Raw genomic sequence first — 13,547 nt, 5'->3', positions numbered from 1 at the left:
CCCAGGCTTGCCCGCGTTCGCGACGACCAGCGTTAGGCCTTCCGTCGCTCAGGCCGTTCCGGCGCAAACGTCGCCCGGCGTCAGGCTGCGCCCGCACGGACCTACGTCCCCGTCGGCTGGCGTGGGTCCGTGTCCGCGTTGGCCCGCGCGCCAGGCTTGCCCGCGCCCGTGACGACACGTGCTCAGGCCGACCCACGTGACGGCGGCCAACGCTGCTGGCCTCCACTCGGCGCACGGCGACGACTGCCGGACCATCTCGAGCTGAGAACTTCGTCGTAATGCTCTCGTACGTGAGCCTGCTGGGGGCGGTCGGGCGGCGAACTGTCGCGGGTTGAGCGGGAGAGTTCTCGCATTCTGAGGACGGGGACGCTCGGGGTGGGTGATGCGGCTGATGATGAGCGGCGCGCTGGTCATGCGTGGACTGCGGGACATGGGTGGCTTTCTTTGGTTCGTGGTGAGCGGGCGGGATGGGTTGGAGTTGCGGGCGGTCAGGAGCGGTCTTTGGCGAGGGCGGTGAGGCGCCAGCCTCCGGGTGTTCGTTCGACGAAGCCGCCTGCGGCGAGGAGGCCGAGTTTTGCGTTGACGGCGGTCAGGTCGAGGCCCGCGCGTGCGGCGAGTTGGGCGGGGCCTGCGGCGCCGCGGGCGGGCAGGGATTCGAGGACCGTTCGTGTCATCGGGTCCAGACGGTCGCGGGGGAGGACCGGGTCGCGCGGTGGGGGAGCCAGGTCGGCGCCGAGACGGCCGAGGGCCTCGATCACCTCTTCGGGGCGCGTGACGAGCAGCGCGGGCGGCGAATCGCGCAGCAGGCGGTGGCAGCCTTCGGACGCGCCTGACGTCACCGGGCCTGGGACGGCCATCACCTCGCGGCCGAGGCGTCGCGCCCAGGATGCGGTGTTCAGTGCTCCGCTCCGCCAGGCCGCCTCGACCACGACTGTGCCGCGCGTGAGCGCCGCGATGACCCGGTTGCGGACTAGGAACCTCGATCTGCGCGGCGTCGTTCCGGGTGGTGACTCGCTCACCAGCAGGCCACGGCTCGCGAGTTCGGCGAACAGTCCTTCGTGCGAGGCCGGATAGGGGACGTCCACGCCGTTGGCGAGGACCGCGAGCGTTGATCCGTCGGCGGCGAGTGCGCCGCGGTGCGCTGCCGCGTCGATGCCCATCGCGCCGCCGGAGACGATCGTCCAGTCCTTCTCGGCGAGCCGCGCGGCGAGTTCGGCGGCGATGCGCGTCCCGTAGGGCGTGGACGCGCGGGCGCCGACCATCGCGACCGACCGCAGGCACCCGTTGCGAAGGTCGCTGGGGCCGCGCAGCCAGAGCGCGTAGGGACGTTCGTCGCCGAGATCCTCCAGCGTCGTCGGCCACTCCGGATCGCCGGGACACACCAACCGGACGCCGAGCTGTTCGGCGATCGTCAGGTCCGCCTCGGTGTCCACGGTCGGCAGGCGACGGCGCCAGTGTTCGAGCCGTGTCACCGCCTTGTGCTTCTCCTCGCGGGTCTGCGCGATGCCGTCCGGGAGCGTCCCGTCGCGGATCGTCGCGAGCGCGCCCGGCGGTCCGCTCCAGTCGATGAGGCGGTTGAGCAGGCGGTCGCCGGGCTCGGCGAGGGCCGTCAGCGCGGCTCGTGCGATGCGCTCGTTCATGTGCCCTGTCCCATCCGTAGTGCCAGTGCTCCGCCGACGTCGTCGGCGTCGGGTTCGTCGCGGTCCGCCAGGTCCGCGATCGTCCAGGCGACGCGCAGGACCCGGTCCATGCCGCGTGCGCTGAGGCTTCCGTTCTGCAGCGCGTCGTCGATCGCGCGCATGGCGTCGGCGGACGGCGTGAAGCGGCGCCGCAGTTCGGGGCCCGGGATCTCGGAGTTCGAGCGCCATGGGGTGTCCGCGAGGCGTTTGGCGGTCCGGTCCCGTGCCGCCGCCACGCGTTCGGCGACCACGTCGCTGCTCTCGGCGAAGTCCAGGTCGTAGCGCAGTTCGGCGCGGCTCGCGGGCGAGAGTTCCAGTTTCAGGTCGACACGGTCCAGTAGCGGCCCCGACAACCGCGATTGGTACTTGCGGCGCAGCGCGGGAGCGCAGGTGCAGTCACGTCGGTTCGCCGCCGCGCACGGGCACGGGTTGGCCGCCAGGATCATCGTGAACCGGGCCGGGAACCGTGCCGTCCCTTCCGCTCGGGCGATCCGCACCTCGCCGTCCTCCAGCGGTTGCCGCAGGACGTCGAGGACGCCTTGCTTGAACTCCGCAGCCTCGTCGATGAACAGGACGCCGCGGTGCGCGAGGGACGCGGCTCCCGGCTGGAGAGACCGGCCGGACCCGCCGCCCACGAGCGCGGGCTCGCTCGCGGTGTGGTGCGGTGCGTGGAACGGCGGATGGGTGATCAGCGGTTGTCCGGGCGGCAGGGTGCCCGCCACGGAATGGATCGCCGTCACCTCCAGCGCGGCGTCCTGTTCCAGCGGCGGGAGGAGGGTCGGCAGCCGTTCGGCCAGCATGGTCTTCCCGCAGCCCGGCGGGCCGGAGAAGTAGAGATGATGGCCGCCCGCGGCGCTGATCTCCAGGGCGCGGCGTCCCTCGGCCTGACCCCGGACGTCCGCGAGGTCCACCCTCGGACGCCGATCGGGCGGACGCGCCGGCATGCCGTTCGGGACGGCCGGGAACGGCTCCGCCTCCTCGGGAGGCGGCGGTTCGTCCCGCAGGACGGCGAGCAGGCCGCGCAGCGTCTGCGCCCCGATGACCTCCAGGTCCGGCACCAGCTCCGCCTCGGCCTGGTTCGCCTTCGGCACGACGGCGGTGCGGCAACCGGCCTTCGTGGCGACCAGCAGAGCGGGCAGGATGCCCGGGACGGGGCGGACGCGGCCGTCGAGCCCCAACTCACCGATGACGACGAGTCCCGCGCATGAGCGCGGCGGAACCGCTTCGGCTGCGGCGAGCAGCACCAGCGCGATCGCCAGATCGAAAAGCGATCCCCGTTTCGGCATGCTCGCGGGGAAAAGGGACACTGTCACATGCCGGTTGGGCCATTCCTCGCCCGAGTTGAAGATCGCGGCGCGGACGCGGTCGCGGGACTCGCTCAGCGCGGTGTCGGGCAGGCCGACGAGATGCATGCCGGGGATGCCGCTCGTGATCGCGGCTTCGACGTCCACGACGAACCCCTCGACTCCGAGGAGGGACACCGATCGTGTTCTGGCGAGCGTCATGAGAACTCCTTGATCTTGAAGAGGGAAGCGGCGAGCTTGATCGAGACAGCCGCACAGGCAGACGGGTGGGCACGCGCAGGGCACCACGCGGAGCTGCGGTGCGCGTACCGGTCTCGTGGCAGACCGCGAATCCGCCCGCACGTGACCTACGGTGCGGTTCACACACGTGACCCCGCACGTGACCTCCGCACGTGGATCCACGTGGATCCGCGCGCTGGCTCCATGCGGTGGACTCGCTGAACCTCCCGCGTGGCTCAGGCGCGGCGAGTTGCGCTTGCACGTCGGTCGCGGACGAGGACCACGCGCGTGGGCCGGCGCGCGGACTGTGTGCGTGGGCTCCTGTGCGTGTTCCGTGCGTGGGCTTTCTGCGTGGGATTGGCGCGTGGTGGACATGGCGCTTGTGCGGCCGACTCAAGGCTGAGGGCGGTCTTGGTCCGTGCTTGGTGTCGGACCGCGGTGTGGGTCCTCGTGCACGCGGGGGTTGTCAGGGAGGCATGGCCGCGGGCTGGTTCGGACCGTCGTGGGGCGGGACGGGCGGGCGCATCAGCAGACCTCCTGGATGTGGTCGATCAGGAAGCCGTCGTCGTCCGCGCACAGCAGGCCGAGGACGTCGATCCGTACTTGTGTGATGGGCACCTGGTGCTCGGCGGCCCAGCGCTGGGTCAGGCGGCGCAGCCGTTCGGCCTTGCCGGCCGTGATCGCTTCCAGCGGGTGGCCGAAGCGCGCTCCGCTGCGCGTCTTCACCTCGCAGACCACGTAACGCCGCCCGTCGTGGGCGATGATGTCCAGCTCGCCCTCCGCGCACCGCCAGTTGCGGTCGAGGATGGTCCAGCCGAGGCGCGTCAGGTGCCGCATGGCGGCGATCTCGCCGCGTGCCCCCAGAACGTGCGCGGCGTTGGTCTTCGTTGACATCGCTCTCACCTCCGCCATCGACCCTTCCGAATCCAGTGCGCCGTCTCGAATAGAAAGTGGTTCTGGGGACAACTCGGCCCCAGGGTGGTTGAATTCGCGGCATATGGGTGGGTTTGGGTGTCGAGTGTCGTGCGGCATTCGGCAGGACGGCGGGGGAGCGGCGTCGGCGCTTGCAATCGGCGGCGAGAAAGATCAGCGTGGCCCTGTGACGACCGACGACGAGCCTGGACCGCTGTACCGAGAGCTGCGGGAGTTCGAGCGCCATCTCCGCTCGGAGCGCGGACTGTCGCCGCACACGCTCCGCGCGTACCTCGGCGACCTTCGCGACCTCGCCCGGCACGCCGACACGGTGGGGCTCGGCGGCCCGGACGAACTCGGTGTGGCCGTCCTGCGCGCCTGGCTCGCGCGGCAGCATGCCGACGGGATGTCCCGGGCGACGCTCGCGCGGCGGACGGCGGCCGTGCGCGCGTTCACCCGCTTCCTGCACCGGAAGGGTGTTCTCGCGGAAGATCCGGGCGTGCTGCTCGGTACACCGCGCCTGAATCGGGATCTGCCTTCGGTCCTGTCGCAGGACCAGGCCGCGCACCTTCTGGACACGGTGGAGGCTGAAGGGCCGCAAGGGTCGCGAGACCTTGCTGTCTTGGAGGTCTTCTATGCGACCGGCGTCCGTGTGAGCGAACTGTGCGGCATGGACATCGGCGACCTCGACACCGGCCGCAGAACCGTGCGTGTCATCGGCAAGGGCGACAAGGAGCGGACGGTCCCGATCGCGGAGACCGCCGTCCAGGCCGTGGAGGAATGGCTGCGCGCGGGACGTCCCGTCCTCGCCACCGAGCAGAGCGGCAACGCGCTGTTCCTTGGAGCGCGCGGCGGAAGGCTCCATGCGTCGATCGCACGGCGGATCGTCCACGCCCGGATCGCGGCGGCCGGCGACGTCCCCGATCTCGGTCCGCACGGCCTGCGGCACAGCGCCGCGACGCACCTGTTGGAGGGCGGAGCCGATCTGCGGAGCGTCCAGGAGATCCTCGGGCACTCGTCGCTCCGGACGACCCAGCTCTATACGCAGGTGTCCGTCGAACGTCTCAAGAAGGTTCACCGGCAAGCCCACCCGAGGGGCGCGGCGGACTCGTGATCGTCCCGCTGACCTGCGCGGGCTCGTCCAAGCTCCGTGCGCTGGCGGACTTACGCAGCGCCCTGCGCCCGAACGGGCCGAAGGGCTGTCGTCCTCGCAGGCCGCCGGGGCTTGCGCGGGAGCCCGCTACGGCGAACCGACAGCGCAGCCGGTGCGCGCATCGCCCGCCGTGCCGGTCGGTTGCCGCTGTTTTCGGTTAGCTGCGCTGTTGGCGCGACCTTGCCGACCTCCCTTCTCGTTTGCGTTGAGTGCTGGACGTGGCTAGATCGCGTCGTTGCGGCCGTGCGAGGAGACGACCGCCGCCGCGCCGCCTCCAGACGTCCGCCCGTGTAGTCACGTGCCCAGCACGTACGGGCGAGGGCGCGGCGAGGTCAGCGGGCCCGGCGCAGGCGCCGTTCGCGGGCCAGGTCGATGACCTGCGCGGGCGCGCGCCGCCGGACGAACGTCGCCCGAAGCCGCACCTGCCGCCACAGGAACAGCAGAACGAACGCCAGCAGCATCCCCGTCACCAAGGCGCCCCCGGTCGTCGCCGCGCGCAGCCCGGACCGAGCGGGACGCGAGGCCACAACGGCGTCCGGCGTCGGCGGCGCCGACCAGCGCGGAAGAAGACGCACCCGCCGCTGCACCAGGTCGAGCGGATTCAGGTAGACCGCCCCACGCCGCAACCCCCAGTGCAGGCAGGCCAGTGCGCAATGCGGCGGCAACGCGTCCTCGACCACGCCGATCCGCGACCCCGCCGAGACGACACCGCCCACCCGCACCGACGGGACGACCGGCAGATACGTCGTCCGCAACGTCCCATGGTTGATCGCGACGACGCCGCGCCCGGCGAGCCGCCCCGCGTAGGAGACCCGTCCCGCCCCGGCCGCGAACACCGGCAGACCGGGACGCGCCGCCAGATCGACCCCCCGATGCCCGGCGCCCCACGGGACGGCGGGCGGCGCGAACCCCCGGACGACCGCGGGAGCCGGCGGACCGAGCGGCCACCGCCACCCCCCGCCGTCGGCACCGGAGCCGGGCGACGCGGTCAGCAGGACCAGGAAGAACAACGCGAACGAAGTCATGAGGCCGAGCCTGCCGAGCCGCCCCACGCCCCCGCCACCGGTCGGCCGATCTGTGGATAACCCGCCTCCCGACCCGGCTGATTCCACTCGCACGGCGCTCATCCCATAGAATCGAGATACGGCTGCGTGGGTCCAGACCCGGGCGGCCGAATCCACGCGCTCACACGTCACCTGGTTCCGAGAGCCGGTGGGGTGCGATCCCTCGGTCCGCCCAGCGCGGTGGGGTCGTGCCGGAGCGCAGACCTAACCGAACCGCCCGGGAGAACGACCCGGGCCTCAGGAAGGAACAACGGGACATGGCACCCGTCGTCACGATGCGGCAGCTCCTGGAGAGCGGCGTTCACTTCGGCCACCAGACGCGTCGGTGGAACCCGAAGATGAAGCGCTTCATCCTCACTGAGCGCAACGGCATCTACATCATCGACCTGCAGCAGTCGCTGTCCTACATCGACCGCGCCTTCGAGTTCGTCAAGGCCACGGTCGCGCACGGCGGCACGATCCTGTTCGTCGGCACGAAGAAGCAGGCCCAGGAGGCCATCGCCGAGCAGGCCGCGCGGGTCGGGATGCCCTACGTCAACCAGCGCTGGCTGGGCGGCATGCTCACCAACTTCTCCACCGTCCACAAGCGGCTCACGCGGCTCAAGGAGCTGGAGGAGATCGACTACGACGACGTGGCCGGCTCCGGCATGACCAAGAAGGAGCTCCTCGGCCTTCGCCGCGAGAAGGACAAGCTGGAGCGCACCCTCGGCGGTATCCGCGACATGGCCAAGGTGCCGAGCGCCGTCTGGATCGTGGACACCAAGAAGGAGCACATCGCGGTCAACGAGGCCAAGAAGCTCGGCATCCCGGTCGTCGCGATCCTGGACACCAACTGCGACCCCGACGAGGTCGACTACCCGATCCCCGGCAACGACGACGCGATCCGCAGCGTCAGCATGCTGACCCGGGTGGTCGCCGACGCCGTCGCCGACGGTCTCATCGCCCGCGCGGGCGCCGCTACCGGCGGCGACGAGAAGCCCGCCGAGGCCGGGGCCGCCGCCGAGCCGCTCACCGAGTGGGAGCGCGACCTGCTGGAGAACAAGGAGCAGGCCCCCGCCGAGCAGCCGGCCGAGCAGCCGGCCGCCGAGGCCGAGGCCCCCGCCGCCCCGGCCGAGACCGAGACCGAGGCCGCCCCGGCTGAGGCCGCGGCCGAGGTCGAGACCGAGCAGCCCGCCGAGCCGGCCGCCGACGGCGCCGCCGAGCAGGCCTGACGACACGCGGTCCCCGGGAGCGATCCCGGGGACCGGTCGCCCACAGTCTTTCCACCACACAGAGACGAAAGAACGATGGCTGACTTCACCGCCGCCGACGTCAAGCGGCTCCGCGAACTGACCGGCTCCGGCATGATGGCCTGTAAAAACGCTCTCACCGAGGCCGAGGGCGACTTCGACAAGGCCGTCGAGATCCTGCGTCTCAAGGGCGCCAAGGACGTCGGCAAGCGTGCCGAGCGCACCGCCGCCAACGGCCTCATCGCGCAGTACTTCCAGGGCCAGGGCGACGGCGCCCTCCTGGAGATCAAGTGCGAGACCGACTTCGTCGCCAAGAACGCCGAGTTCATCGCGCTGGCCGACCGGCTCGTCGAGTTCGCGTCCACCAGCGGCGTCGCGGACGCGGCGGCCCTGCTGGCCGCCGAGATCGAGCCCGGCAAGACCGTCGAGGCCCTGGTCCAGGAGGCCAGCGCCAAGATCGGCGAGAAGCTGGAGATCGGCCGCCTCGCGCACTACAAGGGCGCGTACGTGGCGAGCTACCTGCACAAGTCCGACCCGTCCCTGCCGCCGACCACCGGTGTGCTGGTCGAGCTGGACAAGGAGAACGCCGAGGTCGCCAAGGACGTCGCGCAGCAGGTCGCCGCGATGTCGCCGAAGTACCTCACCCGGGACGACATCCCGGCCGAGGCGATCGAGAAGGAGCGGGCGCTCGCCGAGCAGCTCACCCGCGACGAGGGCAAGCCCGAGCAGGCGATCCCCAAGATCGTCGAGGGTCGGGTCAACGCCTACTTCCGCGACTTCGTCCTGCTGGAGCAGGCGTTCGTCAAGGACGGCAAGAAGACCATTGCCAAGGTTCTGGACGAGGCGGGCGTCAACGTCGTCCGTTTCGCCCGCTTCAAGGTCGGCCAGGCCTAGGTCCCCGAGTAACCGGGACCGATTTTTTCAGAACGCGACAGGGAGGCCGCCGACGTGCCGGAGAAGACCACCACTGACACGGCGGCGGCCTCGCCGTCCGCCCATGCCCCGCGTGCGGGCTGGAAGCGCGTTCTGCTGAAGCTGTCCGGCGAGGCGTTCGCCGGGGGGGACCCGCTCGGCATCGACCCGGCGGTCGTCCAGCACGTCGCCGAGGCCGTCGCCGAGGCCGTCCGGGACGGCGTGCAGGTGGCGGTGGTGTGCGGCGGCGGCAACATGTTCCGCGGCGCGCAGCTCGCCGAACGCGGCATGGACCGGGGCCGCGGCGACTACATGGGCATGATCGGCACCGTGATCAACTGCCTGGCGCTGCAGGACTTCCTGGAGAAGCTGGGCCTCGACACCCGCGTCCAGACGGCGATCACGATGAGTCAGGTCGCCGAGCCGTACATCCCGCGCCGCGCGATGCGCCACCTGGAGAAGGGCCGCGTCGTGATCTTCGGCGCGGGCCTCGGCCAGCCGTTCTTCTCCACCGACACCACCGCCGCGCAGCGCGCGCTGGAGATCGGCGCGGACGCGGTGCTCAAGGCGACGCAGGTGGACGGCGTGTACGACGCGGACCCGCGGAAGAATCCGGACGCGGTCAAGTTCGACCGGCTGGACTACGGTGAAGTCCTGCAGCGGGGCCTGAAGGTCATGGACGCCACGGCCATCAGCCTGTGCATGGACAACGCGCTTCCCATCGTCGTGTTCGATCTGATGGGGCAGGGCAACATCGTCCGGGCCGTTCGCGGTGAGAAGATCGGCACACTGGTCAGCCCGGCGGACGGCTGACCGCGTACGAGCGGGACATAAACGGACGACCAAGGTGAACCGGGAGTCGAAGTGATCGACGAGACCCTCCTCGAAGCCGAGGAGAAGATGGAGAAGGCGGTCGCGGTCGCCAAGGAGGACTTCCAGACCATCCGCACCGGACGCGTCACCCCCGCCATGTTCAACAAGATCACCGCGGAGTACTACGGCACGCCGACGCCGGTCAACCAGCTCGCGTCGTTCACGCTGCCCGAACCGCGGATGGTCGTCGTCCAGGTCTTCGACAAGTCGTCGTCCGCAGCGGTCGAGCGGGCGATCCGCGACAGCGACCTCGGTGTGAACCCGACCAATGACGGCAACGTCATCCGCGTCGTCTTCCCCGAGCTGTCGGAGGAGCGCCGGCGCGAGTTCATCAAGGTCGCGGGGACCAAGGCCGAGGACGCGAAGGTGTCCGTCCGCAACATCCGGCGGCGCGCCAAGGACACGCTGGAGAAGCTCGCCAAGGACGGCGAGGCCGGCGAGGACGACGTCCGTCGCGCGGAGAAGGAGCTCGACGACGCGACGCAGCGGTACGTGGCGCAGATCGACGAGCTTCTGGAGCACAAGAAGGCCGAGCTGCTCGAAGTCTGATGGACGTCGACAAGACCGGTGACCTTGTGACCACCCCTGCCGGGCCGGACGACGGAGCCGAGGCGCCCGCGCCGAAGAAGGGCGGGGGGCGGAACCTCCCGATCGCGTTCGTGGTCGGGATCTCCCTCGGCGCGCTCGTCCTGGTCTCCCTCTACACCGTGAAGGAGATCTTCCTCGCGGTGATGATCGTGTTCCTGTGCCTCGGGGCGCGGGAACTGGCCGACGCCCTCAAAGCGCGCGAGATCCAGGTGCCGTTCCCGCCGATCGTGGCGGGAATGGCGGCCTCGCCGCTGGCCGCGTACTTCTGGGACGCGAAAGGGCTGGTGGCGGTCGTCGCGCTCACCGTCCTCGCGGTGATGATCGCGCGGATGCTCGCGGGCAGCGACGGCTACGTCCGGGACATGACGGCCGGTGTGTTCGTGACCGGTTATCTGGTGCTGATGGGCGGGATCGTCGCGCTGCTGATGCGGCCCGACGACGGCGACCACCGGATCGTCATCTTCATCGCCACGACCGTCGCGAGCGACATCGGCGGGTACTTCGCGGGCACCTATCTCGGACGGCACAAGCTCGCGCCGAGGATCAGCCCGAAGAAGACCTGGGAGGGCGTCAGCGGCTCGGCGCTGACCTGCATGCTCGTCGCGACGTGGCTGATGTGGTGGTTGCTGGACGACCACCGGGTATGGCCGGGCGTGCTGGTCGGGCTCGCCGCCGTCGTCACCGCGACCGTCGGCGACCTCATGGAGTCGGTGATCAAGCGCGATCTCGGCATCAAGGACATGGGCAATCTGCTGCCGGGCCACGGCGGCGTCATGGACCGGCTGGACTCGCTGATCGCGACCGCGCCCGTCGTGTGGCTGCTGCTGGAGCTGTTCGTCCCGGCCTGATTTCTGTGGCCTTCGCGTCAGTACTTTCCGGCGGTCAGGAGACGATCCAGGACCGTCCCTGCTGGGCGAGACGGCGGATCAGCGCCTCCGAGCCCTCGCTCTTGGCGTAGCGGTGCTCCTCCCCGGTGATGGGGACGAGCCACAGCCACCGGACCGGGTCGCCGTCGAACGACAGGCCCGTCAGGCCGGGCGGGACGGGTCCGGCGAGGCGGCTCGGGTCGTCCAGGAGCAGGACGCCCTCCCAGGCCGTGTCCTCGCCGCCGAGCGGGAATGTCCGGGCCTCGTGGTACCACTTGACCACGTCGCCCGGGGCGAACCACGTCACCGAGCGCCACGGGTACTGCGCCAGCCACGGGAAGATGCTGCCCGCACGCCGGGCCGGTAGGGAGGTCGCCACCGCCAGCTCGATGCGCGCGTGCGGGGAGACGTCGTCCTCGTACAGCTCGATCGTGGGCATCCGCTGCCGGCTCATCCCGACGGTGCTCAGCACGGCGTGGTCGCGGTCGTGCTGCGGGGGACGCTCGCTGAGCCCGACCGTGGGGGCGGCGCCGCCGGTGAGCCCGCGTCCGACGTCGTGCCAGTAGTGCCCGCCGGGGCCGAGGCGCTGCAGGAGGTGGCCGAGCACCGACTGCTGGAAGTCGGCCCAGGACTCGTCGGACGCCACGTCGTCCCAGTGCCGCCGGGCCCGCTCGATCCTGACCTCGAACGCGTCGATCTCGTCGCTCAGCGGGAACGCGTAGGGGCTCTGCGCGGTCGCGCCGCGGCTGTAGCCGGGGATGCCGCGGCCGATGTCGGACCAGCCGGGGATGACGAACAGGGGCGCGCCGTCCTCCAGCACCGCGACACCGTCGCCCTCCTCGAACCAGACGACGTCCAGGTCGTCGCCGACGAGCGGGCCGCGTCCGGCGCGGGACCGGATGTGCGTGGCGGGCATGAGCGGGGCGAACCCGGCGTCGAGGCGGACCTGGTCGGGGCCCGCGGGGGCCTCCTCGTGGTTGGCCACCCAGACCGCGCCGACCACTTTGTCCTGCTTGTCCAGGAGGGACGCCGAGGTGACGATCCCGTCGCTCTCGATCACGAGACGACGGGCGCCGTACGGGCTGGTCTCCGTCCGGACGGCCCCCGCTTCGGCGCGCCGCGCCGAAGCGGTTCCCCTGCGCAATACCGACATGATCGAGACCTTAGCCCGCCCGGGGGCCCGTACGTGCCGGAACGTGCCCGGTCCCGGCCGCCGGCATGCCCGTTCGCGGCGGGGCGGGCGATGGCGCGGGCATCGGCGCGCGTTTGCGACACTGGACGGACCATGTCTTCCCTCACCGAACCCTCCGGCGGGTCCGCCACGCCCGCGAAGACCCCGGCCAAGCTGGTGTTCGCCGCGCCCCGGCGGGCCAAGCCGCCGCGGCACCTCGCCGACCTCAGCCTCGCCGAGCGCCGCGCGGCCGTCGCCGAACTCGGCGAGAAGCCGTTCCGCGCGGACCAGCTCTCGCGGCACTACTTCGCGCGCCTGGTGAACGACCCGGCCGAGATGACCGATCTCCCGGCGGACGCGCGGGAACGGCTCACCGGCGAGCTGCTGCCGCCGCTGCTGGACTCCGTCCGGGAACTGGCCTGCGACGACGGCCGCACGCTCAAGACGGTGTGGAAGGCGTTCGACGGCGTTCTGTTCGAGTCCGTCCTGATGCGCTACCCGGACCGGGCCACGATGTGCGTCTCCTCGCAGGCCGGATGCGGGATGAACTGCCCGTTCTGCGCGACGGGCCAGGCCGGGTTGACCCGCAACCTGTCCACCGCCGAGATCGTGGAGCAGGTGGCGGCGGGGGCGCGGGCGCTCGCGCGCGGACGCGTGGCGGGCGGTCCTGGACGCGTCTCCAACATCGTCTTCATGGGGATGGGCGAGCCGCTGGCGAACTACAAGGCCGTGCTCGGCGCGGTCCGGCGCATCACCGACCCGGCGCCCGCGGGCCTCGGGATCTCCCAGCGGTCGGTGACGGTGTCGACGGTCGGGCTCGTCCCGGCGATCGAGAAGCTGGCAGCCGAGGACCTGTCGGTCCGGCTCGCGGTCTCGCTGCACGCGCCGGACGACGAGCTGCGCGACGACCTCGTGCCGATCAACAACCGCTGGAAGGTCGCCGAGGTGCTCGACGCCGCGTGGGCGTACGCCGAGCGCAGCGGACGGCGGGTGTCGATCGAGTACGCGCTGATCAAGGACGTGAACGACCAGGCGTGGCGCGCGGACCTGCTCGGACGGCTGCTGCGCGGGCATCTCGTCCACGTCAACCTGATCCCGCTGAACCCGACGCCCGGGTCGAAGTGGACGGCGTCGCGCCCGGAGGACGAGCGCGAGTTCGTCCGCCGGCTCGAAGCGCACGGCGTCGCGGTCACGGTCCGCGACACGCGCGGACGGGAGATCGACGGGGCCTGCGGGCAGCTCGCCGCGCAGTCGGGGTGAGGCATCGGCCGCCGGTTCTGTCGCGTCACTGGCCGGATCCGGCCAGCCTAAAATCGGTGACGGAGACCTTGAAGAATTGTCAACATGCCCAAAGCGAGGCCTGTTCTCCCAGGTCGCGGGCCATGTGACGAATCTCGTTCGGTGGCCGTCCGGGCCTTCGGGGGCCGGTGAAAACGCCGTGCCGGAGTCGTTCGCATGCGATCCGCGTGTAACGCCTCACAGATCGTGGGTCCGCCCATGAACCTCCGCCGCCGAGATCCGTGAGTTCGCTTGCACGGGTGGTCCGCGTCACGCAAGGCTGTTCCCGTCGCCCGCTC

General features: G+C 71.0%; 12 protein-coding genes. 7 read left to right on the top strand and 5 right to left on the bottom strand.

Annotated elements, in window-relative coordinates; genetic code table 11:
- Nucleotides 1-488 precede the first annotated feature (488 nt).
- From dprA to BTM25_RS15650, 3 genes are all read right to left on the bottom strand, one after another.
- Entirely contained in the window at nucleotides 489-1,640 is a 1,152-nt protein-coding gene (gene dprA / locus BTM25_RS15660) for a DNA-processing protein DprA (protein WP_103563642.1), read from the bottom strand.
- Complete coding sequence (locus BTM25_RS15655; protein WP_103563641.1) at nucleotides 1,637-3,184, bottom strand: YifB family Mg chelatase-like AAA ATPase; 1,548 nt, start codon at nucleotides 3,182-3,184, stop codon at nucleotides 1,637-1,639. Before BTM25_RS15655 ends, dprA begins: the two co-directional genes overlap by 4 nt.
- Before the next feature lie 543 nt (nucleotides 3,185-3,727).
- Nucleotides 3,728-4,096 (bottom strand): YraN family protein, encoded by a 369-nt coding sequence (locus BTM25_RS15650; protein ID WP_103563640.1) that lies wholly within the window; start codon nucleotides 4,094-4,096, stop codon nucleotides 3,728-3,730.
- A gap of 205 nt (nucleotides 4,097-4,301) precedes the next feature.
- Between BTM25_RS15650 and BTM25_RS15645 the strand changes: the two genes are divergently transcribed.
- Complete coding sequence (locus BTM25_RS15645; RefSeq protein ID WP_235828435.1) at nucleotides 4,302-5,228, top strand: tyrosine recombinase XerC; 927 nt, start codon at nucleotides 4,302-4,304, stop codon at nucleotides 5,226-5,228.
- A gap of 371 nt (nucleotides 5,229-5,599) precedes the next feature.
- On the opposite strand, the gene BTM25_RS15640 is transcribed toward BTM25_RS15645, so the two are convergent.
- Nucleotides 5,600-6,292: a murein hydrolase activator EnvC family protein gene (locus BTM25_RS15640; RefSeq protein ID WP_103564658.1), complete on the bottom strand. Its 693-nt coding sequence runs from the start codon at nucleotides 6,290-6,292 to the stop codon at nucleotides 5,600-5,602.
- A gap of 296 nt (nucleotides 6,293-6,588) precedes the next feature.
- On the opposite strand from BTM25_RS15640, the gene rpsB reads away from it, so the two are divergent.
- From rpsB to BTM25_RS15615, 5 genes are all read left to right on the top strand, one after another.
- Nucleotides 6,589-7,542 (top strand): 30S ribosomal protein S2, encoded by a 954-nt coding sequence (gene rpsB, locus BTM25_RS15635; RefSeq protein WP_103563638.1) that lies wholly within the window; start codon nucleotides 6,589-6,591, stop codon nucleotides 7,540-7,542.
- Nucleotides 7,543-7,617: 75 nt separating this feature from the next.
- A complete protein-coding gene (tsf, locus tag BTM25_RS15630; RefSeq protein WP_103563637.1) occupies nucleotides 7,618-8,454 on the top strand; it encodes a translation elongation factor Ts in 837 nt (278 codons plus the stop codon).
- Nucleotides 8,455-8,508: 54 nt separating this feature from the next.
- Nucleotides 8,509-9,285 (top strand): UMP kinase, encoded by a 777-nt coding sequence (pyrH, locus tag BTM25_RS15625; RefSeq protein ID WP_103563636.1) that lies wholly within the window; start codon nucleotides 8,509-8,511, stop codon nucleotides 9,283-9,285.
- Between the two features lie 51 nt (nucleotides 9,286-9,336).
- Nucleotides 9,337-9,894, top strand: coding sequence for a ribosome recycling factor (gene frr, locus BTM25_RS15620; RefSeq protein ID WP_103563635.1), 558 nt, complete (start codon nucleotides 9,337-9,339; stop codon nucleotides 9,892-9,894).
- Nucleotides 9,894-10,781, top strand: a complete 888-nt coding sequence (locus tag BTM25_RS15615) for a phosphatidate cytidylyltransferase (protein WP_103563634.1) — start codon at nucleotides 9,894-9,896, stop codon at nucleotides 10,779-10,781. Before frr ends, BTM25_RS15615 begins: the two co-directional genes overlap by 1 nt.
- 34 nt (nucleotides 10,782-10,815) lie before the next feature.
- On the opposite strand, the gene BTM25_RS15610 is transcribed toward BTM25_RS15615, so the two are convergent.
- On the bottom strand, nucleotides 10,816-11,952 hold the full coding sequence (locus BTM25_RS15610; RefSeq protein ID WP_103563633.1) for a suppressor of fused domain protein: 1,137 nt from the start codon (nucleotides 11,950-11,952) through the stop codon (nucleotides 10,816-10,818).
- A gap of 132 nt (nucleotides 11,953-12,084) precedes the next feature.
- On the opposite strand from BTM25_RS15610, the gene rlmN reads away from it, so the two are divergent.
- A complete protein-coding gene (gene rlmN, locus BTM25_RS15605) occupies nucleotides 12,085-13,230 on the top strand; it encodes a 23S rRNA (adenine(2503)-C(2))-methyltransferase RlmN (protein WP_103563632.1) in 1,146 nt (381 codons plus the stop codon).
- Nucleotides 13,231-13,547: the final 317 nt, after the last annotated feature.

This window comes from Actinomadura rubteroloni, from assembly GCF_002911665.1.
In the GTDB taxonomy this organism is placed as follows: domain Bacteria; phylum Actinomycetota; class Actinomycetes; order Streptosporangiales; family Streptosporangiaceae; genus Spirillospora; species Spirillospora rubteroloni.
The sequence above is the reverse complement of the archived record's forward strand: the minus strand, read 5'-3'. Positions and strand labels throughout refer to the sequence as shown.

Coding starts and splice junctions, on each gene's coding strand:
- BTM25_RS15650 (WP_103563640.1), bottom strand. CDS start 4,096: ATGTCAACGAAGACCAACGCCGCGCACGTTCTGGGGGCACGCGGCGAG.
- rlmN (WP_103563632.1), top strand. CDS start 12,085: ATGTCTTCCCTCACCGAACCCTCCGGCGGGTCCGCCACGCCCGCGAAG.
- BTM25_RS15655 (WP_103563641.1), bottom strand. CDS start 3,184: ATGACGCTCGCCAGAACACGATCGGTGTCCCTCCTCGGAGTCGAGGGG.
- rpsB (WP_103563638.1), top strand. CDS start 6,589: ATGGCACCCGTCGTCACGATGCGGCAGCTCCTGGAGAGCGGCGTTCAC.
- tsf (WP_103563637.1), top strand. CDS start 7,618: ATGGCTGACTTCACCGCCGCCGACGTCAAGCGGCTCCGCGAACTGACC.
- BTM25_RS15615 (WP_103563634.1), top strand. CDS start 9,894: ATGGACGTCGACAAGACCGGTGACCTTGTGACCACCCCTGCCGGGCCG.
- BTM25_RS15610 (WP_103563633.1), bottom strand. CDS start 11,952: ATGTCGGTATTGCGCAGGGGAACCGCTTCGGCGCGGCGCGCCGAAGCG.
- BTM25_RS15640 (WP_103564658.1), bottom strand. CDS start 6,292: ATGACTTCGTTCGCGTTGTTCTTCCTGGTCCTGCTGACCGCGTCGCCC.
- dprA (WP_103563642.1), bottom strand. CDS start 1,640: ATGAACGAGCGCATCGCACGAGCCGCGCTGACGGCCCTCGCCGAGCCC.